The sequence below is a fragment of the Hungatella sp. SB206 genome, from assembly GCF_051132295.1.
Taxonomy (GTDB): Bacteria; Bacillota; Clostridia; order Lachnospirales; family Lachnospiraceae; genus Hungatella; species Hungatella effluvii.
The window spans coordinates 4,727,879-4,752,977 of sequence record NZ_CP096603.1 but is presented as its reverse complement, the minus strand read 5'-3'; the positions used below and the strand labels follow the sequence as shown (position 1 = coordinate 4,752,977).

Here is a 25,099-nt window from a genome sequence, read left to right as displayed (position 1 = left end):
CAGGTTTTGTCGGCCGCCTGTTTAAATTTTTCTTTTATCGTTATACATTATCCTCATCTTTTGCGAGAAACCACAGGTTCTTACTGATGGACAGGAGTGTCATTGTAAACAGGATTGATTCCCCAGTCCCTGCCAGAGCCAAGACATATACATGATCTCGCATATCATAATGTTTCCTTCTGTATGTATAAACTGTGTTGGCCTCTGATGTTTTGTGAAATTTCAGGGATCAAACGAATTGCAGTCAGTGTTTAATTCGGTCTGTTGCCAGACAGAACCGGGGGCGCTGACGGCCTCTTACCGCCTGCTTTTACAGCCAGTTCCATAGAGCAGAGCCAGCTATATCTTTCTTCCCTTGTGTAGCCAGTACCCAGCGGACTTTTTCGCAGCCTAGCCGGAAACGGAAGCGGGGGTGACAGGGAGGGAATAGCGAATGATGCAGAGGTCGGTGGGACTTAGGGAAAACAGTCCCCGGAGCAGGGGCGAAATCGCGTTTTCAGGACGCGATTTCGCGGGCACTGAGAGCGAACGCATCAGGCGTTCGGTCGAATTGCCCGGGCCCCCTGCGGAGGGGGCTGTTTTCCCTTAGTCCCCCCCCCTCGGAATCCCTGAGCGGTTCCCTCCCTGTCCCCCCGTTTCCGTTTCCTTGATACCTCACGCAAAAGTCCGCGTACCTCCCACACAAAACCCCAATTCTAAAAAAATACGCGAAGCCGGGAAATGGCTTCGCGTATTTTCTTCATTTATGCGCAGATATTTAAGCCTTGTTTACAAAAGACTCGCAGTCTGTACATTCCTTCATGGTCGGATTGGACTCGTGAGTACCTACCTTGATCGCTTCAAGAGTACAGTAATCCTCGTTCTTGGCATGGTAAGTGCAGTTATTGATTGTACAATGGATACATTCGTTCTTTCCGTTTACTAACATAATTCAATACCTCCTTCATCATTTTATCGGTAATATTATCTGCAGAAATGAAGAAAATATACGGATGAATGTCAGCGCAGTTTTTAAACACGCTCTGGGACTTGTTAGATTGTATGTTTGGGTGTATACTATTTTCATTGAAAAAAATTTGACAGAAAGGCTTTAGGGAGGTCGTAGGGGTGGGACAGAAACAGAAGACAAAACAGGTGATCATGACGGAAGGCGTAATCTGGAAGCAGCTTTTGGCGTTTTCCATGCCGCTTCTGGTAGGCAATCTTTTTCAGCAGCTGTATAATACTGTGGATTCCATCGTGGTTGGAAACTTCATCGGCAGCGAGGCACTGGCTGCGGTTGGTTCCAGCAACTCCCTGATCAATCTGATCATCGGCATGTTTATGGGAATCGCCACCGGCGCGGGAGTGATTATCTCCCAGTATTACGGGGCGAAGGACGATCAGAAGCTTCACTGGGCGGTGCATACATGCATGGCGCTGAGTCTAATCGGAGGCACGCTGCTGATCGTGCTGGGCGTGCTTCTGTCCCCTCTGATCCTGAAATGGATGGGCACGCCCGAAGAGGTTATGCCTAATTCTGTCGCCTACCTGCGCATCTTCTTCTGCGGTTCCCTGTTCAATCTGGTATACAACATGGGCGCTGGAGTGCTGAGGGCGGTGGGAGACTCCAGGCGGCCTCTCTATTATCTGTGTGTGTCTTCTGTGGTAAACATTATTCTGGACATGGTTTTTGTGGTGGTATTCCATATGGGGACGGCCGGTGTCGGTTATGCCACCGTGATAGCGCAGGCAGTTTCTTCCGTGCTTACGGTGCGGACGCTGATGAAAACGGAGGACAGCTACCGTCTGGTCCCTACCCAGATCAGGATCGACCGGCGCATGATGAAGCGGATCTTAAAGCTGGGCATACCGAGCGGAATTCAGCAGAGCATCATATCCCTGTCCAATGTTATCGTCCAGGCGAACATCAATGGCTTCGGAGCGGCCGCCATGGCGGGCTACGGCGCCTACAGCAAGGTGGATGGCTTCGCCATGCTGCCGCTTCAGAGCTTCTGTATGGCTTCGACCACCTTCACAGGCCAGAATATAGGCGCTAAAAAGGCAAAACGTGTCAAGGATGGAATGTTTCAGGGAATTGCCATCAGCCTGATTTATACGGCCTTTATCTCGGTCATCCTTTATTTAAATGCGGACAAGATTCTCCGCATCTTCTCGCCGGATGAGGCGGTTATCGCCTTCGGGCATACTACCATGGCCATCCTGCTTCCGTTTTACTGGTCCATTGCGATTCACCAGATCCTGATGGGAAGTATCCGGGGAAGCGGAAGAACCATGGTTTCCATGTTGATCGGCGTTGGAAACATGTGTATCCTGCGCATGATATATATTAATTTACTGGTTCCATTTTTTCCGAGTTTTGAGGCTGTCATGTGGTGCTATCCAATCACCTGGATGACGACGATGCTGATGGACTGCGTCTACAGCGCAAAGGCTAAATGGATTCCGAAAGGAGAATAGACGATATGAAACACGGATTTATCCGGGTGGCAGCTGCGACTCCGGATGTAAAAGTGGCTGATCCTCAGTTTAACAGGACAGAAATCTGCGCTCTTATCAGGGCGGGGATAGAGAGAAGGGCGAAGCTCATGGTATTTCCGGAGCTGTCGCTTACCGCATATACATGCGGGGATTTATTCGGCCAGGACGCGTTGCTGTCCGGAGCGAGAAGAGAGCTGAGAGAGATTTTAAAGGAGACGGAAGGCTCCGACTTACTGGCGTTTATCGGAATGCCGTGGGAGAGGGGCGGGAAGCTCTATAATGCAGCCGTGGCGGTTCAGAACGGCAGAATCCTGGGCGTGGTGCCGAAGACGAATCTTCCTAATTATGCAGAATTCTACGAGCGCCGTTATTTCGAGCCGGGCAATGAGATTCCGGTGATGGTAAGCTGGGAGGGACAGCGTTTCCCCATGGGGACGAATATACTGTTTGCCTGTGAGGAGATGCCGGGATTGATCGTAGCCGCGGAAATCTGCGAGGACGCCTGGGTTCCGTGTCCGCCTTCGATTCGCCATACGGCGGCCGGAGCGACCGTGATCGTCAACTGTTCAGCCAGCGACGAGACCACAGGAAAGGATATCTACCGCAGAAGCCTGATCACCGGCCATTCCGCCAGCCTCGTCTGCGGCTATGTCTATGCCAATGCGGGAGACGGCGAGTCCACCCAGGACCTGGTGTTCGGAGGACAGAATTTAATTACTGAAAACGGAACATGCCTGGCGGAGTCGAAACGGTTTGCAAACGATACGATTTTTGCGGATCTGGATCTGGAACGTCTGAACAATGAGAGAAGACGCCTTTCCACGTATCCGGTTCGCGACGACAGCGCATATTTTACCGTTGGATTTCATATAACGGAAGAGGAGTATGACCTGGAACGCCCCATCGATCCGATGCCGTTTGTTCCGACGGATGAAGGGCAGAGAAACAGACGCTGCGAGGAGATTTTGTCCATTCAGGCCATGGGCTTAAAGAAGCGCCTCTCCCATACCGGATGCAGCCATGCGGTTCTCGGCATTTCCGGCGGCCTCGATTCCACGCTGGCTCTGCTGGTGACGGTGCACGCCTTTGACATGCTGAAGATTCCGAGAAATCAGATTCATGCCGTGACCATGCCGTGCTTCGGAACCACAGACAGAACGTATCAGAACGCCTGCCTGATGACGAAGAAGCTGGGAGCCGAGCTGACTGAGATCGACATAAAGGAAGCGGTTACAATTCATTTTCGTGACATCGGTCATGACATCGACAACCATAATGTAACCTATGAAAATGCTCAGGCCCGGGAGCGGACCCAGATTCTCATGGATCTGGCGAACCGGTTAAACGGCATGGTGGTCGGCACCGGCGATATGTCGGAGCTGGCGCTCGGATGGGCCACCTACAACGGCGACCACATGTCCATGTACGGGGTCAACGCGTCGGTTCCGAAGACGCTGGTGCGCCATCTGGTGCGCTATTATGCCGATACGTGTGGGGAAGAAGAATTAAAAACGGTCCTTTTAGACGTGCTGGATACACCGGTTAGCCCGGAGCTTCTGCCGCCGAGGGAGGGCGAGATCGCCCAGAAGACGGAAGATCTGGTGGGACCCTATGAGCTTCACGATTTCTTCCTGTATCAGATTCTGCGGTACGGTTACCGTCCGGCCAAGGTGTACCGTCTGGCGAAGGCGGCCTTTGGCGGAGAGTATGGCGGCGAAACGATCTTAAAGTGGCTGAAAGTATTTTACCGGAGATTCTTCAGCCAGCAGTTTAAACGTTCCTGCCTGCCGGATGGCCCGAAGGTGGGCTCCGTCGCGGTTTCGCCGCGGGGAGACTTACGTATGCCCAGCGATGCCAGCAGCCGACTGTGGCTGGAAGAACTGGAGGGACTGTCATGATTACCAGCAGCGCCAACGGAAAAGTAAAACAGGTCATGAATCTGACGAAGAAGGCGAAGGCGAGGAAAGAGTCCAGACTGTTTGTGGCGGAAGGCCTCCGTATGTTCAAAGAGATTCCCAGGGATCGGATCGAAAACCTGTTCGTGTCGGAAAGCTTCTTAAAGAATCCAGAAGGCCGGAAGGTGATTGGTTCTATGAATTATGAGGAGGTGGCGGACGATGTGTTTAAGACCATGTCTGATACGGCCACGCCTCAGGGTGTCCTGGCCCTGGTAAAACAGTATGCATACACGATTGATGATATTTTAGACCGGCCGGGTCCGGCGCTCCTCATGATTCTCGACACCATTCAGGATCCGGGGAATTTAGGGACCATCCTGCGCGCTGGAGAGGGAGCGGGCATTACCGGAGTGGTCATGAACGACACCACAGCCGACATCTATAATCCCAAAGTGATCCGTTCCACCATGGGGTCCGTGTGCCGTGTGCCCTTTGTCTATACCGCCGGTTTACCGGAGACGCTGGCCAAAATAAAAAAACGCGGTGTCCGCCTTTACGCGGCCCATTTATCAGGCAGGAATAATTATGAGAAAGAAGATTATACTGTTGATACAGGGTTTTTAATTGGCAATGAAGCGGGCGGTTTAAGCGACGAGACAGCGGCTATGGCAGACACGTATGTTAAGATTCCCATGATGGGAAAAGTGGAATCCCTAAACGCGGCAGTAGCGGCCTCCGTGCTCATGTTTGAGGCGGCAAGGCAGCGAAGAAATTAGAAAATGCGGCCCGTCAGAAAATTGTAAGGCATTTTTAGACGGTAAATGTTGAGAAATGTCTGAAAATATAGTATGATTAGTGCAAATGAAAGATATGCCTGGCAGCTTTGCCTATTACTGGCTCAGGAAGGGGATTGATAAGATGGCAGCTATCTACTGGCTCATAGCCTTTGTAGTATTACTTGGGATTGAAGCCGCAACCATGGCTCTGACGACCATTTGGTTCGCAGGGGGCGCACTCGTTGCATTTGTACTGGCACTTTTGGGTGTCAGCGTACAGGTTCAGCTTGCTGCATTTGTAATCGTATCATTTATACTGTTGTTCTTTACGAGGCCGTTTGCCTTGAAGTACGTGAATCATAACACCGTGAAAACCAACTCGGAAAGTCTGATTGGTAAGCACGCGAAGGTTACCACCGAGGTGAATAACACCGAAGGAACCGGTGCGGCGGTATTGAACGGACAGGAATGGACGGCGAGAGCCGAGGACGACGGAAAGATTTATCCGGCCGGCACACTCGTGGAAGTAAAAGACATCAGAGGCGTAAAACTAATTGTAAGCGAGACTCAGGAGGAAGCGTAGTATGAATGGAGCAATAGGTTTTTTTGCAGTCATTATAGTATTAATAATCATTCTGGCAATACTGGCATCATGTATTAAGATTGTACCGCAGGCGCAGGCGCTGGTTGTAGAACGTCTGGGAGCCTATCTGGGAACCTGGTCAGTCGGTGTTCATATCAAGATGCCGATTCTCGACCGCGTGGCCAAACGCGTGAACTTAAAAGAGCAGGTGGCGGATTTCCCGCCGCAGCCGGTTATCACAAAGGATAACGTTACCATGAGAATCGATACGGTTGTCTTCTTCCAGATTACAGACCCGAAGCTTTATGCATACGGGGTTGAGAATCCGCTGATGGCGATCGAGAATTTAACGGCGACCACTCTCCGTAACATCATCGGTGATCTGGAACTCGACCAGACACTGACCTCCAGAGAGACGATCAACGCGAAGATGAGAGAATCCCTCGACATTGCCACCGACCCATGGGGCATCAAGGTCAACCGTGTAGAGCTTAAGAATATTATGCCTCCGGCAGCGATTCAGGATGCCATGGAGAAGCAGATGAAGGCAGAGCGTGAGCGCCGTGAGTCCATCCTTCGTGCGGAAGGTGAGAAGAAATCCACCATTCTGGTTGCAGAAGGTAAGAAGGAATCCGCGATTCTCGATGCGGAGGCTGAGAAGCAGGCGGCGATCCTTCATGCAGAGGCTGAGAAGGAAAAGAGAATCCGCGAGGCAGAAGGCCAGGCTGAGGCTATCTTAAAGGTTCAGCAGGCGAATGCAGACGGTATCCGCATGATCAGGGAAGCGGGAGCCGATCAGGCGGTTCTGACGATCAAGAGCTTAGAGGCTCTTAAGGCAGTAGCCGACGGCAAAGCAACAAAGATTATTATTCCATCCGAGATTCAGGGGCTGGCGGGTCTTGTATCCTCCATCACTGAGATCCCAAAGGATCCTAAATAGGAATGTGAAAGGTAATTAGAGAATTCGCAGCAGGGGGCATAAGCTCTCGTGCTGCGTTTTTCTCATTCAAATAAGTGAAGCAGCCGCGCTCCGGCGCGGCATTTGATCTGGCGATTGCAGGCAGGAGGCGTGTATGGTACTCAAACTGGATTTGACAAAGGAATACGGTATCGTTTTAGAGGGCGGGGGCGCCAAGGGAGCCTACCAGATTGGGGCGTGGAAGGCGCTTCGGGAGGCGGGCGTCCGAATTAAGGGCATCGCAGGAGCCTCGGTCGGTTCACTGAACGGTGCGCTGATCTGCATGGACGATTTGGAGAAAGCGGAAGATATCTGGAAGAACATCGAATATTCCCGGGTGATGGATGTCAGTGACGAGACCATAAAGGCCCTGAAAAAGAAGGATTTCAAGGCGCTTAACATGCAGGAGATTCTAAACAGCGGGTTCCAGTTCATCAAGGATGGCGGCTTCGATGTGACGCCCTTAAAGAATCTGATTGCCGAGGTGGTGGGAGATGAATCACGCATCAGGGAGTCGGATCGGGAACTCTTCGCCGTGACGTATTCCGTGTCGGAGCACAAGGAGCTGGCAGTGGATGTCAAGAGCGGTGAAGAGGGATCGGTGAAGGATATGCTGCTGGCCAGCGCCTATTTTCTGGCGTTTAAGAACGAAAAGCTGGGCGGTAAGCGGTACCGGGACGGCGGCGGCTTCAACAACGTTCCCCTGGGCGTTCTGCTGGATAAGGGCTACGAGGATATCATTGTGATCCGTATCTACGGCTGGGGCTTTGATAGCGAAAAGGTGACAAAGATTCCGGATGGAGCCAACGTGTATCACATCGCTCCCCGCCAGGATTTGGGCGGAATTCTGGAATTCGACAAGAAACAGAGCAGAAAAAACATGACTTTGGGGTATTATGACGCGAAAAGGTTCTTATATGGACTTGCCGGGCGTATATATTATATTGATGCACCAGGTTCCGAGCCGTACTACTTTGATAAGATGATGTCGGAACTGGAACTTTTAAAGATTTATGTCGAAGAAGATCTGGATCAGGAGACACGGGAGAGCCTGAATGGTTACCGGAGGTTTACGGAGACCCTGTTTCCAAGGATGGCTGTGGAGTTTAAACTGAAAGACGACTGGAACTACAGGGATTTATATATCGCGATTCTGGAGGATTTGGCAAAGCGGCTGAAGATCAACCGTTTTCAGATTTATACGGTGGACCGCCTGATCGGAAAAATAATGATGAAGCTGCACTCTCTTGACAGCCGGATTCCATTATAGTAATGTAATAGGAAGAAAAGGCGCGCCAAATGTCGAATGGCTGCAGGATAAACTTATAAAATTACAAGTTTATTCTGGAATGACAGAAAAAAAGATTGCATGTTTATGCATGATATACTATAATAGCGTATAAAAATACAAAAAGAGAAGTGGAGGAAGCATTATGAATTTAAAAGGTAGAAGTTTTATTACATTAAAGGACTATACACCGGAGGAAATCGGATATCTGCTGGATCTTGCCGCGGATTTAAAGGCTAAGAAGAAAAAAGGCGAGACCGGAAGTTCTCTGAAAGGGAAGAATATCGCCCTTATATTTGAAAAACCATCCACGCGTACCAGGTGTTCTTTCGTCGTGGCCGCGGTGGATGAAGGGGCTCATCCCGAATATTTAGGCAAGGATGACATTCAGCTGGGACACAAGGAGAGTGTCGAGGACACGGCCCGCGTGCTGGGCAGAATCTTTGATGGAATCGAATTCCGTGGATTTAAACATAAAACAGTGGAAGATCTGGCAAAATACGCCGGTGTGCCGGTGTGGAACGGTCTGACGGACGATTACCACCCGACCCAGATTCTGGCGGACTTACTTACCATGAAGGAACATTTTGGTTACTTAAAAGGGCTGAGCTTTGTCTATGCAGGCGATGGACGCAATAATATGGCCAACAGTCTGATGATCGGTATGAGCAAGATGGGCGTCAACTTCACGATTCTGGCTCCGAAGTGTTTATGGCCGAAGGACGAGCTGGTCACGCTGTGTCAGGGCTATGCGAAGGAAAGCGGAAGCACCGTCACTCTGACCGAGAACGTGGAGGACGTAAAGGGCGCGGATACGATCTATACCGACGTATGGTGTTCCATGGGCGAGGAGGATAAGGCGGCCGAGCGTGTGGCGCTTCTAAAGCCTTACCAGGTGAATGCTGCGCTGATGGAGAAGACGGAAAAGGATACTACCATCTTCATGCACTGTCTTCCGGCCGTAAAGGGCAACGAGGTGACGGAAGATGTGTTTGAATCAGAGGCCTCCGTGGTCTTTGACGAAGCAGAGAACAGAATGCACACCATCAAGGCTGTGATGGTGGCGACGTTAGGAGAATAGAACATGTATATACAGGAACGAAGCAGAAACCCGAGAAACTTGTCCATGATGCTGGATGCGGCCCATATTATCATAGGAATCCTGATCGTCGCGCTGGCGGTCATCTCATTTTTGAACCCGGAGGACCATATGCTGCTGTTTCCGGTCATTTTCCTCCTGGCGGCATCGCTCAATATCATGAATGCGGTCTTTAAGATCCGTATGAGCGGCCGCGAAAAGAAGAAAAAGGCCTCGGGGATTCTGGTTCTCCTGTTTGGAATTGTGCTGCTTGCCCTCGCTGTCATCAGTGCGGTCAGCATCTGGTGGGGGTGAGAGCGGTGAAGACAGAGATTTTGAAAGCTATAAAAGAAGAGGCCGGATTCGTATCCGGACAGGAGCTGTGCGACCGGTTCGGCGTGTCACGGACGGCCGTGTGGAAGGCCATCGGCCAGCTGAAGGAAGAAGGATTTCAGATCGAGGCGGTACGCAATAAGGGGTACCGTCTCTTAAGCAGCGATGATGTGATCACGGAAGCCGAGCTTATGAGCAGCATGGAAGGCGGTTTTATCAAGAAGATCGTATACTATGAGGAGACTGATTCCACCAATATTCGCGCCAGAAAGCTGGCGGAGGAAGGCGCTCCGGACGGGACCCTGGTGGTCACGGACTTTCAGAACGCAGGGCGGGGCCGGCGGGGCCGGATGTGGGTATCTCCTTCCGGGACGGGCATTTTCATGAGCCTGATCTTAAGGCCGGACATCCTTCCGTCATCTGCCTCCATGCTGACGCTGGTGGCGGCTCTCGCAGTCTATGACGGCATTAAGGAGACGACTGGGCTTGAAACGGTCATCAAATGGCCCAATGATATCGTGGCGGAAGGAAAGAAGCTCTGCGGTATTTTGACAGAGATGAGCGCCGAGCTGGAAGGAATCCACTACGTGGTCACCGGAATCGGCATCAATGCCAATATGACCGAGTTCCCGGAGGAAGTGGGGGAGTCAGCCACCTCCTTAAGTATCATGACCGGAGGCCCAGTGCGGCGCAGCAGGCTGATTGCCGCTGTGATGAAGGCATACGAGGGATACTATGAAAAGTTTAAGTCATGCGGCAGTTTAGCCGGCCTCATGGATGTATATAATGAACATATGGCAAATCTCGGCAGGGAAGTGAAGGTCCTGGATCCCGCGGGCGCCTATACGGGCAAAGCGTTGGGCATTGATGAGAAAGGCGAGCTGATCGTTGAGAAGGCCGATGGAAAGGTGGTCCGTGTGGTCTCCGGAGAGGTATCTGTCCGGGGAATTTATGGATATGTATAAGTATGAATAATTATTCTTTTTACGATCAACTGCAGACGCTGGAGCCGAAGAAGGACGAGTTTTCGAAGGAAGAGCGGTTGAAGGCCATGGAGAAGCCGCTGCTTTCCTGGTACAAGAACCATGCGAGAGTTCTTCCGTGGCGGGAAAATCCTGAGCCATACCGCGTATGGATTTCTGAGATTATGCTGCAGCAGACGAGAGTAGAGGCTGTGAAGCCGTATTTTGAGCGGTTTATGGCGGCGCTTCCCGATACGGCGGCGCTGGCGGCAGTGCCAGAGGACAGGCTCTTTAAGCTGTGGGAAGGGCTCGGCTATTACAACCGGGCCAGAAATTTAAAAAAAGCGGCGGGTGTCGTTATGGAGCAGTACGGAGGAGTTATTCCGGCTTCCTGGGAAGATCTTAAGACACTTCCGGGGATTGGATCCTATACGGCAGGTGCTATCGCCTCCATTGCTTATGGAATTCCCGTTCCCGCCGTGGATGGCAACGTTTTACGGGTGATATCCCGTGTGACGGGGAGCAGGGAAGACATTTTGAAGCAGTCGGTCAAAAAACAGATGGAGGAGCTGCTTCTCGGCGTCATGCCCAAGGAGGGGGCCGGAAGCTATAATCAGGCGCTCATTGAGATTGGGGCCATCGTCTGTGTTCCCAACGGGGAGCCGCTTTGCGGAGAATGTCCCATGGCCTCTGTGTGCGTGGCGAGGCGTGACGGTCTCACAAAGGAGATTCCTGTAAAAACACCGAAAAAGTCCAGAAAGATCGAGGAGAAGACCATCCTTATTCTGGAGTGGGAGGGGCGCACGGCGATCCGCAAACGGGATAGCAGCGGCCTTCTGGCCTCCCTCTATGAGCTTCCGGGCGTGGAAGGATGGCTGGAAGATGAGACACTTGCGCAGATGTACCGTGTCCCGCTGGCAGCGGTCCGCCGGCTTCCGGAGGCGAAGCATATCTTCAGCCATGTGGAGTGGCGTATGAGGGGATTTGCCGTGGAACTGCAGGAAAAACCGGCCGGAGACTACCTCTGGGTGACGCCGGAAGAGATCAGGGAGACATATTCACTGCCAAGTGCATTTAAGGCGTATACTATGATGATAAGGTGAGAATAATGAGAAAAATGCTGTTTATCTTTAATCCACGTTCCGGGAAGGCTCAGATAAGAAACCGGTTGATGGATATTCTGGATATCTTCACAAAAGCCGGGTATGAAGTTTCTGTTCATGTGACCCAGCGGCCTAAGGATGCCATGGAGGTTGCCGCGGCAAGAGGCAATGACGCTGACTTAATCGTCTGCAGCGGCGGCGACGGGACCTTGAACGAGACCATAAGCGGTATGATGCTGCTGGACCGGATTCCGGATCTTGGATATATTCCCGCCGGTTCCACCAACGATTTTGCCTCCAGCTTAAAAATCCCGAAGAACATGATTGCCGCGGCGCATTTGGCGGTGGAGGGGGAAGCGTATCCTGTCGATATCGGAAGCTTCTGCGGGGACAGGAATTTCGTTTATATCGCGGCCTTTGGTGCATTTACGGAAGTGTCCTACTTAACGCCCCAGGATAAGAAGAATATGCTGGGCCATCAGGCTTATATGCTGGAGAGTGTAAAGAGCCTGACTTCCATCAAGTCCTACCGCCTGCGTGTGGAGAGCGAGGAGATTACGCTGGAAGGGGAATTTATCTTTGGAATGGTGACGAATACCATCAGCGTGGGAGGCTTCAAGGGCCTGGTCACGCAGAATGTGGCTTTAAATGACGGAGAATTCGAGGTGCTCTTAATCAGGACGCCGAGAACACCTCTGGATCTAAGCAACATTGTCAACTATATGTTCTTGAAGGAAGAGCCTAACGAGTACGTTCATAAGTTCAGAACGAAGGCACTCACGGTGATTCCGGAAGAACCGGTGGACTGGGTTCTGGATGGGGAATTCGGAGGTACACGCATGGAGACTCAGATCATAAATCTGCAAAAACAGATCCGGATTATGAGAAATCCTTCCAAAAAACAATAAATCTGCAATTTAGCGCAGAAAAATGTTGAAATATGTAATCCGGTAGTATATAATGAAAAGTTGTGTGGACTTTTATGTATACTTCTTAGCGAAAGGACGTTATTAAGTGGAAAAAGATAATTTTTTAGAGAAGCTGGGGAAGCTCGTGGAACTGGGAAAATCAAAGCATAATGCTTTGGACGTAACGGAGATTAACAACTTCTTTATGGGGGAATCACTGACCCCGGAGCAGATGGATCAGATCTATTCGTACCTGGAGAATCGCGGCGTTGACGTGATCCCGGTAATTGACGACTCGATACTGGCTGATGATGTGCTCCTGTCAGATGATGCTCTGCTGCTCGACGATGATCTGGATGACAGCTTTATTAAAGGGGCGGACGAGGAGGATATCGACCTCGATGCCATTGACTTGCTGGAGGGAATAGGTACAGAGGATCCTGTCCGCATGTATTTAAAAGAGATCGGTACCGTTCCGCTTTTAAGCGCGGACGAGGAACTGCGTCTTGCAAAGAGAAAAGCCGATGGCGATGAAGATGCGAAGGAGCGCTTGATTGAAGCGAATTTAAGACTGGTTGTCAGCATCGCAAAACGGTATACCGGCCGCGGTATGAGCTTTTTAGACCTTGTTCAGGAAGGGAATTTAGGTCTTATTAAGGGCGTTGAGAAGTTCGATTATACAAAAGGTTATAAGTTAAGTACATATGCTACGTGGTGGATTCGCCAGTCCGTAACAAGGGCGCTTGCCGATCAGGCAAGGACAATCCGTGTTCCGGTGCATATGGTCGAAACCATCAATAAAATGTCAAAAATGCAGAGAAAGCTGACGCTGGAACTGGGCTATGAGCCCTCCGTCACTGAGCTCGCAGACGCGCTCGACATGTCTGAGGACAAGGTAATGGAGATCATGCAGATTGCCAGGGAACCAGCTTCTTTGGAGACCCCGATCGGTGAAGAGGATGACTCTAACTTAGGCGATTTTGTCGCCGACAACAATGTGGTGACTCCGGAAGGAAACGTGGAGTCCGTAATGCTCCGTGAGCATATCGACGCATTGCTCGGTGATTTAAAGGAGAGGGAGCGTCAGGTTATTGTACTGCGCTTCGGCCTTGAGGATGGACATCCGCGCACACTGGAAGAAGTGGGCAAAGAATTTAATGTAACACGTGAACGCATACGGCAGATCGAGGCGAAAGCACTCAGAAAGCTCAGAAACCCGGTGCGGAGCAAACGAATCAGAGACTTCTTGTAAGAAGCAGAAAGGAGGCGTGGCATGAGAGTGCTCACGCCTTTTTGTGCTTTGCAAATGTAGATGCAGGACGGCAATACATACGGAGATTTTAGACGGCGGCGGGTTCCGCTTCAGCGGAGCATCGGTCTTTGCCTGTGAATCAGAGAAGGAGAATAAAAGGATGAACCACAGAAATTATCAGAAAGAGCTGGACACCATACTGGAAGACTTTGAGAAACAGGGGAAGGTGCCGAGACTGCTGCTTCACAGCTGCTGTGCTCCCTGCAGCAGCTACGTTCTGGAATACTTATCAAAATACTTTGAGATTACGCTGTACTATTATAACCCGAATATCTATCCGCTACAGGAGTATATGAAGCGGGTGAAGGAACAGGAGAAGCTGATCTCTGAGATGAAGCTTGCGCATCCCGTGCTCTTTCGTACCGGCCCCTACGAACCGGACGAATTCTTCCGCATTGCCAAAGGACTCGAGAAGGTTCCCGAGGGCGGAGAACGCTGCTTTAAATGTTTCGATTTACGGCTCCGGGAAGCCGCCAAGGTCGCATCTGCCGGCCGTTATGATTATTTCACGACGACGCTTACCATCAGCCCCTTAAAAAATGCAGAGAAACTGAATGAGATCGGAGAGAAGCTGGCGAAGGAGTACCGCGTGGCGTATCTTCCATCCGATTTTAAGAAAAAAGACGGCTATAAGCGGTCTGTGCAGCTGTCGGAGGAGTACGGTCTATACCGGCAGGATTACTGCGGATGCGTCTATTCTAAGGAGGCAGGCCAGGCTCAGTAAAGATGGCAAACGTGGACTGAAACAACTTGACACCCAATGGGAATTGTAATAAAATTAACGATAAGGAGTATATAGATTAGAGGATAAAGGAGAAAATATTATGTTAACAAAAACACTTACTGTTGTAAACCCATCCGGACTTCATTTAAGACCAGCGGGAGTTCTTTCCCAGACAGCCATGAAGTTTAAATGCGACATCATCATCGAGTGCGGTGAGAAGAGAATTGTTGCAAAGAGCGTATTAAATGTTATGGCAGCAGGCATCAAGTGCGGTACAGAGATCAACTTAATCTGTGACGGTGAAGATGAAGAAGAGGCTATGAAGAGCATGAGCGAGGCGATCGAAAGCGGACTCGGCGAGATGTAATGGACAAGTTTCGATAAGTGAATGATATGCAGAAACTGGCGGAAAGGAAGCGATTCTTTTCCGCCAATTTATGTTATAGTTCTGACGAGGGATAGGGGAAGATACATGGCAAAATTAATCATAATCAGAGGCAATTCGGGAAGCGGAAAAACGACTGTGGCCAGAGCGCTGCAGCGCAGATTTGGAGATCACAGCATGCTTATTTCCCAGGATATGGTCCGCCGGGAAATTCTTCATGTAAAGGGCGAAAAGAATACGCTGGCTTTGCCGCTTATGCAGGAGCTCCTGGCATATGGCCGGGACCACTGTGAGATGACGATTCTGGAGGGAATCTTAAATTCCCAGCGGTATGAGCCGTTGTTCGATTCTGCAAAGACGCTGTTTGGAGACGCGGTTTTTGCCTACTACTATGACCTGCCTTTTGAGGTTACTCTGTTACGCCATCAGACGAAGAGTAACAGGGAAGAATTTGGGGAAAGCGACATGCGTGACTGGTGGAGAGAGAAAGATTACCTGAAAAATATTTCTGAAAACGCATTGACGGCGGAAATGAGCATGGAGGAAACGATCGAGCGGATTTATCGCGATGTGACGCTGGCTTGAGGCGACGTAATTTCAGAAAATTGAGAAATACTGGATGAAGATCATTTTTATGCAAAAATACCGCTGAATTGTTAGGTGAATACAAGATTAAGAACAAAAATTAGAAAAATAAAAGGCTCATACACATAAATTGTCAAATAAACTGACAACTGCTGTGAAAAAAGGGGTTTACAAATGGAAACAGATGTAGTATTATCTAAAAAAAGTTGAAGCACAGGCAGAGGCTGGCAGAAGCCGGAGATGCCATGGTAATAAAACAGTATCGTAAAATATGGAACACAGGCCCGACGACGAGCATAGAAAGCCGCGGGTCTGTGTTTTTTTATTTTATAGGAAAAGGAAGGAGTCCTGGTCTTTTACCGCTTCCGCTGCTCTGTGCTTCGACGAAAAACCTGCTGTCGCTTTGCACCCCTGATAAAAGAGTACAGCCAGAAAGGAATGAAATTATGGTTAAAAATTCAAAATCCCCCACACCAGGAAAAACGCCGGAATTATATGATTCCAGGTTTGAGCATGACAACTGCGGAATCGGAGCAGTTGCCAACATGAAAGGCGTAAAGAGCCATAAGACGGTGGAGCAGGCCCTTCATATCGTCGAGAATCTGGAGCACCGCGCCGGTAAGGACGCGGAGGGAAAGACGGGCGACGGAGTCGGCATCATGCTCCAGATATCACATAAATTCTTTAAGAAGGTGACAAAATCTCTCGGTATCGAGATTGGAGGCGAGAGAGAATATGGAGTCGGCATGTTCTTCTTTCCCCAGGATGAGCTTGCCAGAAACCAGGCAAAGAAGATGTTTGAAATCATCGTAAAGAAGGAGGGCCTGGAATTTTTAGGCTGGAGAGATGTGGAGACGCACCCGGAGCTGATCGGCGAGAGGGCGGTGGACTGTATGCCCTGTATCGCCCAGGGCTTTGTGAAGAAGCCGGCCGACACGGAAAAGGGACTGGATTTTGACCGGAAGCTTTACGTGTCACGCCGCGTATTTGAGCAGAGCAACGACAATACATACGTGGTATCGCTGAGCAGCCGTACGATTGTATACAAGGGAATGTTCCTGGTGAAGGAGCTGCGCAGATTTTTCCCTGACTTACAGGATAAGGACTACGAGTCGGCCATCGCCGTGGTACACTCCCGGTTCAGCACCAACACGAATCCAAGCTGGATGAGGGCGCATCCCAACCGTCTCATCGTCCACAACGGAGAGATCAACACCATCCGCGGTAATGTGGATAAGATGATGGCACGGGAAGAAACCATGGAATCGAAGTATTTTAAGTACGATATGCACAAGGTGCTCCCGATCATCAATCAGGAAGGCTCCGATTCGGCCATGCTGGACAATGCCCTGGAATTTATGGTGATGAGCGGTATGGAACTCCCTCTGGCCGTCATGGTGACGATCCCGGCTCCATGGGCCCATGATAAATCCATGCCTCAGGAGATCAAGGATTTTTACAGCTACTACGCGACTATGATGGAACCGTGGGACGGTCCGGCCTCCATCGTATTTTCCGACGGTGATCTCGTCGGCGCGGTTTTAGACAGAAATGGGCTGCGGCCTTCCAGATACTACATCACGGATGACGATCAGATGATCCTTGCTTCCGAGGTGGGAGCGATCGACACAGAGCAGGATCACGTGGTGAGAAAGGACCGCCTCCGTCCCGGGAAAATGCTCCTGATCGACACGGTAAAGGGCTGCCTTGTGTCAGACAGCGAGCTAAAGGAAATGTATGCGTCGAGACAGCCCTACGGCGAGTGGCTGGATTCCAACTTAATCGAGCTGAAAGATTTACCGATTCCCAACAAGGGAGTCGCGGACATGAGCGCAGAGCAGCGTTCCAGACTCCAGAAAGCCTACGGCTACACCTACGAGGAATACAAGACGATGATTCTTCCCATGGCCTTAAACGGGGCTGAGGCGGTATCCGCTATGGGAGCCGACAGTCCGCTGGCGGTCTTAAGCAGAAAGCATCAGCCATTGTTTAATTACTTTAAGCAGATGTTTGCACAGGTGACAAACCCGCCGATCGACGCCATTAGAGAGGAGATTGTGACTTCCACTGCCGTGTATGTCGGTGAAGAGGGAAATATTCTGGAGGAAACAGCGGAGAACTGCAAGATTTTAAAGGTCAACAATCCGATTTTAACGTGTACGGACTTGATGAAGATCAAATACATGAAGAGGCCCGGGTTCCAGGTGGAGGTCATTCCGATCACATATTATAAGAATACTTCTCTGGAAAAGGCAATCGACAGGCTGTTTCTGGAGGTGGACCGGGCGCACCGGGACGGGGCGAATATCATCATCCTTTCCGACCGTGACATCGACGAGAACCATGTGCCGATTCCTTCGCTTCTGGCGGTATCCGCCCTGCAGCAGCATCTGGTGAAGACGAAGAAGCGCACCTCAGTGGCTCTGATCCTGGAGAGCGGAGAACCCAGAGAGGTACACCATTTCGCTGCGCTGCTGGGATATGGAGCCTGCGCGGTCAATCCATATCTGGCGCAGGAATCCATTCGGGCGCTGATCGAAAGCGGGATGCTTTATAAGGACTATTACGCAGCGGTGGAAGACTATAACAGCGCGGTGCTCCATGGAATCGTTAAGATTGCCTCCAAGATGGGCATTTCCACGATCCAGTCGTACCAGGGAGCACAGATCTTCGAGGCCATCGGCATTTCAAAGAGCGTGGTGGAAAAGTATTTTACCGATACGGTGAGCCGGATCGGAGGCATTACGCTGGACGATATCGCAAATGATGTGGATACGCTTCACTCCATGGCCTTCGATCCCCTCGGTCTCGATGTGGATTTAACTCTGGAGAGCGTCGGAAGCCACAAGGCCAGGGCTGGACAGGAAGAACATCTCTATAATCCGCTGACCATCCACCTGCTCCAGGAGGCGGCCAGAACGGGAAGCTATGAGACGTTTAAACAGTATACACATGCGCTGAATGAAGAAGGCCAGATGGTGAATTTAAGGAGCTTGATTGACTTCGATTATACGAAGCAGAAAGCGGTTTCCATCGACGAGGTGGAAAGCGTGGAATCTATTGTGAAACGGTTTAAGACCGGGGCCATGTCCTACGGCTCCATCTCCGGGGAAGCTCATGAGACGCTGGCTGTCGCCATGAACCGGATCCACGGCAAATCCAACAGCGGTGAGGGCGGAGAGAGTCTGGAGCGTCTGACTCCCGGAGCCGACGGGGTGAACCGGTGCTCCGCAATCAAGCAGGTGGCCTCCGGGCGGTTCGGCGTTACCTCGCGCTATCTGGTGAGCGCCAAAGAGATACAGATCAAGATGGCCCAGGGAGCGAAGCCCGGAGAGGGCGGCCAGCTTCCCGGAGGCAAGGTATATCCGTGGGTGGCAAAGACTCGGCATTCCACAACGGGTGTTGGCCTTATATCACCGCCGCCTCACCACGATATCTACTCCATTGAGGACCTGGCGCAGCTGATCTACGACTTGAAAAATTCCAACACGGAGGCCAGAATCTCGGTGAAGCTGGTATCTGAGGCTGGAGTCGGCACCGTCGCGGCAGGCGTCGCCAAGGCGGGAGCACAGGTGATCCTGATCTCCTCCTTTGACGGCGGAACGGGGGCGGCGCCGAGAAATTCCATTTACAATGCAGGGCTTCCATGGGAGCTGGGAGTGGCGGAAGCACACCAGACCCTGATTATGAACGGCCTCCGCGACAAGGTGATCCTGGAGACTGACGGCAAGCTGATGACAGGCCGTGATGTGGCGATTGCCTGTATGCTGGGGGCGGAGGAGTTCGGATTTGCGACGGCTCCCCTTGTAACCATGGGATGCGTGATGATGCGGGTCTGCAATCTGGATACGTGCCCGGTGGGGATTGCGACGCAGAATCCGGAGCTTCGGAAGCGTTTTAAGGGGAAACCGGAATACGTGGTCAATTTCATGTATTTCATTGCGCAGGAGCTGCGGGAGTATATGGCGAAGCTTGGAGTCCGCACGGTGGATGAACTGGTGGGACGTACCGATCTGCTGAAAAAGAAGGAGCATATTTCTTCGAAAAGGGCGGATAAGGTGGATCTCTCGGCCATTCTTGGCAATCCATATACCGATAAAAAGCTGGCCGGCTATAACCACAAATCGGTCTACGACTTCGAACTGGGAAAGACCATCGATGAAAAGATCCTGCTGAAGAAATTGAAACCGGCACTGGTGAATGGGCAGAAAAAGAGCATTCAGATCGATGTTTCCAACACGGACCGTGCGCTGGGAACCATATTCGGATCCGAGATCACCAGGCTGTACCCGGAGGGACTTCCGGAGGATACGTATACCGTAAACTGTACGGGAAGCGGCGGCCAGAGCTTTGGCGCATTTATCCCGAAAGGGCTTACGCTGGAGCTGGTTGGAGACAGCAACGATTACTTCGGCAAGGGCTTGTCCGGAGGAAAGCTGGTGGTCTATCCGCCGAAGGGCGTGACCTTTAAAGCCGAAGAAAACATCATTATCGGCAATGTGGCCCTTTATGGGGCGACCGGTGGGAAGGCGTTTATCTGCGGCGTGGCCGGTGAACGGTTCTGTGTGAGAAATTCCGGCGCTACCGCAGTGGTGGAAGGCGTGGGAGACCACGGATGCGAGTATATGACCGGAGGCCGTGTCGTCCTGCTGGGACCGACTGGAAAGAATTTTGCGGCGGGCATGAGCGGCGGAATCGCCTATGTTCTGGATGAGAAACGGGATTTGTATAAGAGACTGAATAAAGAAATGGTTTCTTTTGAGGAAGTGACGAATAAATACGATGTTCTGGAGCTGAAGGAAATGATAAAGGAACATGTGGCTTACACCAATTCGGAAAGAGGAAAAGAGATTCTCGACAACTTTGGTGAGTATCTGCCGAAATTCAAGAAGATCATGCCTCACGATTACCGCCGTATGATGAATACCATTGTCCAGATGGAGGAGAAAGGCTTAAGCAGCGAACAGGCACAGATTGAAGCATTTTATGCGAATACGAAGAAGTGAGCCGAAAGGAGGAAAAGCATGGGAAAGCCAACAGGATTTTTAGAATATGACAGAGAGACAGGAAGGGCGGCAGATCCCAAGAACCGGATTAAGCATTATGACGAATTCCACTTTCCGCTCTCGGAAAAGGAACAGAAATGCCAGGGGGCCCGCTGTATGGACTGCGGCGTGCCGTTCTGCCAGTCGGGAATGATGATGGGGGGAATGGTTTCTGGCTGCCCCTTAAACAATCTGATTCCGGAGTGGAACGATCTGGTCTATACGGGAACATGGGATCAGGCCTATAACCGCTTAAAAAAGACCAACAGTTTTCCGGAGTTCACCTCCCGGGTATGCCCCGCGCCATGTGAGGCGGCCTGTACCTGCGGATTAAACGGAACTCCGGTCGCTATCAAGGAAAATGAGGGAGCCATAATACGGCGGGCGTATGAAACGGGGATTGCCGGCCCTAACCCGCCGAAGATCAGAACCGGGAAACGGGTGGCAGTCATCGGCTCCGGCCCGGCCGGTTTAGCGGCCGCGGACCAGTTAAATAAGCGGGGCCACAGCGTAACGGTATTCGAGCGGGAAGACCGCGTCGGGGGCCTGCTGATGTACGGTATCCCCAATATGAAGCTGGAAAAATGGGTGATCGACCGCAAGGTGGATGTGATGAAAGAGGAAGGAATCTCTTTTGTCACGGGAGCCGATGTGGGGAGGAACCACAAGGCAAAGGATATCCTAAAGGATTTTGACCGCGTGATACTGGCCTGCGGCGCGTCCAATCCCCGCGACATTAAAGTGCCGGGAAGAGATTCGGAGGGAATTTATTTTGCAGTGGATTTCCTTAAATCCACCACGAAGAGCCTGCTGAATTCCAACTTAAAGGATCAGTCGTACCTGTCGGCCAAAGGAAAGCACGTGCTTGTCATCGGAGGCGGCGATACGGGAAATGACTGTGTGGGAACCGCCATCCGCCATGGCTGCGCATCGGTTCTTCAGCTGGAAATGATGCCGAAGCTTCCGGAAAAGAGGACGCCCGACAACAGCTGGCCGGAATGGCCCCGTGTTGCGAAGACGGATTACGGCCAGGAGGAGGCCATCGCCGTGTTTGGCACCGATCCGAGAATGTACCAGGCGACAGTGAAGGAGTTTGTTAAGGATAAGAATGGCAGAGTGGCGAAAGCCGTGCTCCTGTCACTGGAGCCGAAAAAGGATGAAAAGTCGGGCCGGATCATAATGGAACCGGTAGCCGGAAGCGAGAAGGAGGTAGCTGCCGAGCTGGTACTGATTGCCGCCGGATTTTTAGGGAGTCAGAGCTATGTGGCGGATGCCTTCGGCGTGAAGCTGAACGCAAGGACCAATGTGGAGACTGAGGCTGGAAAGTATAAGACGAACGCCCGGCACGTGTTTACCGCGGGAGATATGCGGAGAGGCCAGTCGCTGGTGGTCTGGGCCATCCGGGAAGGGAGAGAAGCGGCGAAGGAGGTTGATGAGAGCTTGATGGGGTATACGCTGCTGGAGTAAATGGCGAGGGGGTACGCCACCTTCCCCTTCCCACCCACAGCTTCCCGGCGGGGCGGCGGCTGTGTACTGGTGGCCGGGAGGGAGAGAGTACCGAAATAGGGGCGGTGGGGGAAGGTGGGATTACCAGGTGGCGCGGTGGAGTTTGGCGGGATCCCAGGGGGCGGCTTTTTCGGGTGAGGTGGTTGAGGGCGCAGGGTGACCAAGGGCTATGACGGTGATGGGGGATACCTTGGGTGGGAGGTTTAGGGTCTGTGTCAGCAGCTTTTGCCATGGGGAGTGGGGGAGAACTCCGCACCAGACTGCGCCAAGGGCCAGGCTGTGGGCGCAGAGAAGAATGTTCTGGGTGGCGGCGGCACAGGCTTCGCAGAGGAAATCGTTAGTTCCTTCTATATTATGGTCGCCGCAGACGACGATTCCACAGGCGGCTCCGGCCAGCATACGGGCGTGTGGATTGGCGTCGGAGAGTTCGGCGAGGAGGTTCCGGTCTTCCAGGAGAAGGAAGTGCCAGGGCCTTTTGTTTTTTGCACTGGGCGCGCACATTCCGGCGTACAGGAGTGTGTTTAGAGCATCAGGGGTTATGGGAGCATCCGTGTAATGGCGTACGCTTGTACGGGTTTTAACTGCGGTGATGGTGTCCATGGCGCATGAGGAAAGGGAAGGGCTGGGAGCGGCCGGGCTGCCTGATGGCTGGGCCGGGGCGTCGAGGGACATTGTGACAGAGACGGGCAGGGGAAGGCCGCAAAAACCGAGGGATTTTTGCAGAGCTTTGTCGATAAGCATAATGTAACAGCCGCTGCCGCGGGAGAGGAGCCTGCTCCGGTAAGGGATTCCGTTTATGGTTCCCTGGACGTAAATGGTGCCTTTGGGCTGCTGGAAAATCTCTCTGGCAGAGAACGGCAGGGGCAGATAAGTGAGTCTGCCGGCGGTGTCTTTGAGGATTTCTGCATGGAAGGTTTGCATAATGTTCTCCTTATTAAAAGTATCCGGCTTTTGCCTGGCAAAAACCGGATAGGTGAAATGGTTATTTTATTGGTTCAGGGCATGGCAGGCGCGGAGCAGGGCTTCAGGACTGCCGCCGCGGATAGCCGGGATGATCTGCTTAAGCTGGTCGTGAGGTAAATCCCACCAGCGGACAGCCTCCAGCTGGGTGATGATGTCCTGGCTGTAACGCTTCCTGATTGGCTTTGCCGGGATCCCGCCTGCGATGGTATAGGGTTCCACGTCTTTGGTTACGACAGCTCTCGCTCCGATGATTGCTCCGTCGCCGATTTTGACGCCGGACATAATGACAGCCTCGTAACCGATCCAGACATCATTTCCAATGATGATATCGCCCTTGTTGTCCCATGATTCTGTGACTTCCGAGATGGGAGTGCCCCATTCTTCAAAGAATAAGGGGAACGGATACGTGGACAGGGACGTCATCGTGTGATTTGCACTTGTAAATATAAATCTGGCTCCACAGGCAATGGAACAGAAGCTTCCGATGACCAGGCGGTCTCTGTTGATCGGGTAGTGGTAGAGTACGTTGTTCTTTTCGAAATCGACCGGATCGTTTACGAAATCGTTGTACATCGTATAGGCACCGACGGAAATATTGGGATCTTTGATGACCGCGTTTAAATAAACGGTCTGCCGGTCTCCTGTTCTTGGATATATGGTTTGTGCCGGAATAGACATTGTGATTCCTCCTTTATGGATCTGGTGTTTTGGTGTCCCTCTGCTATTCCGGCCGCTGCAATGCATCGTTTCATCTGTGTGGACAGCCTCCTTTTCTTTTAGAGCCTGCTCTGGTGTCAGGCAATGCTTTCCTTTATTTTAAGCGATGAGGGGGGAACTGTCAAATCCATGTTGGGGGAAAATAATAGCGGGAAATCTTTATTTTTCTAAAGATTTCCCGCTATTATTTTCCGGCCTTTATGCCGGGAACCGCGGTCTGTGGTATGAAACGAGTGGAGCTTATACGTTGAAACGGAATAGGACAACGTCCCCGTCTTTTACGACGTATTCTTTTCCTTCCATTCTGACAAGGCCTTTTTCTTTGGCGGCCGTATAGGTGCCGCAGTCGAGAAGATCCTGGTAGTTTACAACCTCGGCCTTGATGAAGCCGCGCTCGAAGTCGGAGTGGATCTTGCCGGCAGCCTGAGGCGCCTTGGTTCCTACTTTAATGGTCCAGGCTCTCGTCTCTGTGGGGCCTGCTGTTAAATAGCTGATGAGGCCCAGGAGGTGGTAACTGGCGGCGATCAGTTTTTCGAGACCGGACTCTGTGAGGCCTAAGTCCTCTAAGAACATCTTGCGCTCGTCTTCCTCCAGTTCGGCGATCTCCTGCTCGATCTGGGCACAGATGACGAAGACTTCGCTGCCGTTTTCTGCGGCGAAGCTGCGGACTTCTTTTACATATTCATTGGAAGCGCCGTCGTCAGCCAGGTCGTCTTCGCTTACGTTGGCGGCGAAGATAACCGGCTTGTAGGTGAGAAGATTTAAGGTGGAAACGAATTCCTGAGCATCGTCATCTTCAAACTCCATGCTGCGGGCCAGCTTGCCATCCTCTAAGTGAGCCTTCACTGCCTTTAAGATATCCAGCTCTTTTGCGAGAGATTTGTCGTTAAAGGCACTCTTTGCCGTCTTGGAGATTCGTCTCTCCAGAATCTCTAAATCGGAGAAGATAAGCTCTAAATCGATGGTTTCAATATCTCTTAAAGGATTCACGCTGCCATCCACATGGATGACATTGCCGTCCTCGAAGCAGCGGACAACGTGAACGATGGCGTCCACTTCTCTGATGTTGGAAAGGAACTGGTTACCAAGGCCTTCACCCTTGGAAGCGCCTTTCACGAGCCCTGCGATGTCCACGAATTCGATGACTGCGGGCGTGATCTTTGCTGAGTCATAGAGCGCAGCCAGCTTTCCGAGACGTACATCCGGCACGGGAACCACGCCTACGTTTGGATCAATCGTACAGAACGGATAGTTGGCCGATTCTGCGCCGGCCTTTGTAAGAGAGTTGAATAATGTGCTTTTACCCACATTCGGCAGTCCGACAATACCTAATTTCATAATTCATTACCTTCCTCTATTTTATTAAACATTTTTAAGGTTGATTTTTTCCTGCAACTAATATAGAATAGCATATTATCCATAAAAATAAAAGAGTCAAACTGAACTCACGCCAGTTTTTGTCGAATTATGGTCGAATATGTCGGGCGAATATGT

The 25,099-nt window shown here is 51.4% G+C and carries 22 protein-coding genes; 17 read left to right on the top strand and 5 right to left on the bottom strand.

Annotated elements, in window-relative coordinates:
- Positions 1 to 40: 40 nt before the first annotated feature.
- Together M1L66_RS21075 and M1L66_RS21070 are read right to left on the bottom strand one after the other, a co-directional pair.
- Positions 41 to 163 carry a hypothetical protein gene (locus tag M1L66_RS21075; protein WP_279288617.1) on the bottom strand — a complete coding sequence of 41 codons (123 nt, stop codon included), beginning with the start codon at positions 161 to 163 and terminating at the stop codon, positions 41 to 43.
- A gap of 594 nt (positions 164 to 757) precedes the next feature.
- Positions 758 to 928, bottom strand: a complete 171-nt coding sequence (locus tag M1L66_RS21070; RefSeq protein ID WP_070102457.1) for a DUF1540 domain-containing protein — start codon at positions 926 to 928, stop codon at positions 758 to 760.
- Between the two features lie 179 nt (positions 929 to 1,107).
- Between M1L66_RS21070 and M1L66_RS21065 the strand changes: the two genes are divergently transcribed.
- The 17 genes from M1L66_RS21065 (at position 1,108) to M1L66_RS20985 (ending at position 21,886) form a co-directional block, all read left to right on the top strand.
- On the top strand, positions 1,108 to 2,460 hold the full coding sequence (locus M1L66_RS21065) for an MATE family efflux transporter (RefSeq protein ID WP_434688012.1): 1,353 nt from the start codon (positions 1,108 to 1,110) through the stop codon (positions 2,458 to 2,460).
- Between the two features lie 5 nt (positions 2,461 to 2,465).
- Complete coding sequence (locus M1L66_RS21060; protein WP_187019006.1) at positions 2,466 to 4,379, top strand: NAD(+) synthase; 1,914 nt, start codon at positions 2,466 to 2,468, stop codon at positions 4,377 to 4,379.
- A complete protein-coding gene (locus tag M1L66_RS21055; protein ID WP_187019007.1) occupies positions 4,376 to 5,155 on the top strand; it encodes a TrmH family RNA methyltransferase in 780 nt (259 codons plus the stop codon). Before M1L66_RS21060 ends, M1L66_RS21055 begins: the two co-directional genes overlap by 4 nt.
- Positions 5,156 to 5,297: 142 nt before the next feature.
- The gene (locus M1L66_RS21050) at positions 5,298 to 5,738 is read left to right on the top strand and encodes an NfeD family protein (protein ID WP_055657192.1); all 441 of its coding nucleotides are present in this window, start codon (positions 5,298 to 5,300) and stop codon (positions 5,736 to 5,738) included.
- Position 5,739: 1 nt separating this feature from the next.
- A complete protein-coding gene (locus M1L66_RS21045) occupies positions 5,740 to 6,678 on the top strand; it encodes an SPFH domain-containing protein (RefSeq protein ID WP_002603372.1) in 939 nt (312 codons plus the stop codon).
- A gap of 133 nt (positions 6,679 to 6,811) precedes the next feature.
- The gene (locus M1L66_RS21040) at positions 6,812 to 7,966 is read left to right on the top strand and encodes a patatin-like phospholipase family protein (protein ID WP_187019009.1); all 1,155 of its coding nucleotides are present in this window, start codon (positions 6,812 to 6,814) and stop codon (positions 7,964 to 7,966) included.
- Between the two features lie 163 nt (positions 7,967 to 8,129).
- Positions 8,130 to 9,065: an ornithine carbamoyltransferase gene (argF, locus tag M1L66_RS21035; RefSeq protein ID WP_187019011.1), complete on the top strand. Its 936-nt coding sequence runs from the start codon at positions 8,130 to 8,132 to the stop codon at positions 9,063 to 9,065.
- 3 nt (positions 9,066 to 9,068) lie between these two features.
- A complete protein-coding gene (locus tag M1L66_RS21030) occupies positions 9,069 to 9,377 on the top strand; it encodes a DUF6637 family protein (protein ID WP_002603375.1) in 309 nt (102 codons plus the stop codon).
- Positions 9,378 to 9,382: 5 nt separating this feature from the next.
- The gene (locus M1L66_RS21025) at positions 9,383 to 10,360 is read left to right on the top strand and encodes a biotin--[acetyl-CoA-carboxylase] ligase (protein ID WP_187019012.1); all 978 of its coding nucleotides are present in this window, start codon (positions 9,383 to 9,385) and stop codon (positions 10,358 to 10,360) included.
- Between the two features lie 2 nt (positions 10,361 to 10,362).
- The gene (gene mutY, locus M1L66_RS21020; RefSeq protein ID WP_187019015.1) at positions 10,363 to 11,460 is read left to right on the top strand and encodes an A/G-specific adenine glycosylase; all 1,098 of its coding nucleotides are present in this window, start codon (positions 10,363 to 10,365) and stop codon (positions 11,458 to 11,460) included.
- Positions 11,461 to 11,465: 5 nt separating this feature from the next.
- Positions 11,466 to 12,368, top strand: a complete 903-nt coding sequence (locus M1L66_RS21015) for a diacylglycerol/lipid kinase family protein (protein ID WP_110324376.1) — start codon at positions 11,466 to 11,468, stop codon at positions 12,366 to 12,368.
- A gap of 106 nt (positions 12,369 to 12,474) precedes the next feature.
- Positions 12,475 to 13,620 (top strand): RNA polymerase sigma factor RpoD, encoded by a 1,146-nt coding sequence (rpoD, locus tag M1L66_RS21010; RefSeq protein ID WP_002603379.1) that lies wholly within the window; start codon positions 12,475 to 12,477, stop codon positions 13,618 to 13,620.
- A 160-nt stretch (positions 13,621 to 13,780) separates the two neighbouring features.
- Positions 13,781 to 14,404, top strand: a complete 624-nt coding sequence (locus M1L66_RS21005) for an epoxyqueuosine reductase QueH (protein ID WP_055656956.1) — start codon at positions 13,781 to 13,783, stop codon at positions 14,402 to 14,404.
- A 100-nt stretch (positions 14,405 to 14,504) separates the two neighbouring features.
- A complete protein-coding gene (locus M1L66_RS21000; protein ID WP_002603381.1) occupies positions 14,505 to 14,771 on the top strand; it encodes an HPr family phosphocarrier protein in 267 nt (88 codons plus the stop codon).
- 105 nt (positions 14,772 to 14,876) lie between these two features.
- The gene (locus tag M1L66_RS20995; RefSeq protein WP_434688005.1) at positions 14,877 to 15,374 is read left to right on the top strand and encodes a kinase; all 498 of its coding nucleotides are present in this window, start codon (positions 14,877 to 14,879) and stop codon (positions 15,372 to 15,374) included.
- A gap of 446 nt (positions 15,375 to 15,820) precedes the next feature.
- Positions 15,821 to 20,380, top strand: coding sequence for a glutamate synthase large subunit (gltB, locus tag M1L66_RS20990; RefSeq protein ID WP_187019016.1), 4,560 nt, complete (start codon positions 15,821 to 15,823; stop codon positions 20,378 to 20,380).
- An 18-nt stretch (positions 20,381 to 20,398) separates the two neighbouring features.
- Positions 20,399 to 21,886, top strand: a complete 1,488-nt coding sequence (locus M1L66_RS20985) for a glutamate synthase subunit beta (protein ID WP_434688003.1) — start codon at positions 20,399 to 20,401, stop codon at positions 21,884 to 21,886.
- A gap of 120 nt (positions 21,887 to 22,006) precedes the next feature.
- Here M1L66_RS20985 and M1L66_RS20980 read toward each other — a convergent pair whose 3' ends face one another.
- From M1L66_RS20980 to ychF, 3 genes are all read right to left on the bottom strand, one after another.
- Positions 22,007 to 22,846, bottom strand: a complete 840-nt coding sequence (locus M1L66_RS20980) for a nitroreductase family protein (protein ID WP_434688000.1) — start codon at positions 22,844 to 22,846, stop codon at positions 22,007 to 22,009.
- Between the two features lie 66 nt (positions 22,847 to 22,912).
- Positions 22,913 to 23,566 (bottom strand): CatB-related O-acetyltransferase, encoded by a 654-nt coding sequence (locus M1L66_RS20975; protein WP_434687998.1) that lies wholly within the window; start codon positions 23,564 to 23,566, stop codon positions 22,913 to 22,915.
- A 279-nt stretch (positions 23,567 to 23,845) separates the two neighbouring features.
- Positions 23,846 to 24,943 carry a redox-regulated ATPase YchF gene (gene ychF, locus M1L66_RS20970; RefSeq protein WP_434687996.1) on the bottom strand — a complete coding sequence of 366 codons (1,098 nt, stop codon included), beginning with the start codon at positions 24,941 to 24,943 and terminating at the stop codon, positions 23,846 to 23,848.
- Between the last annotated feature and the right edge of the window lie 156 nt (positions 24,944 to 25,099).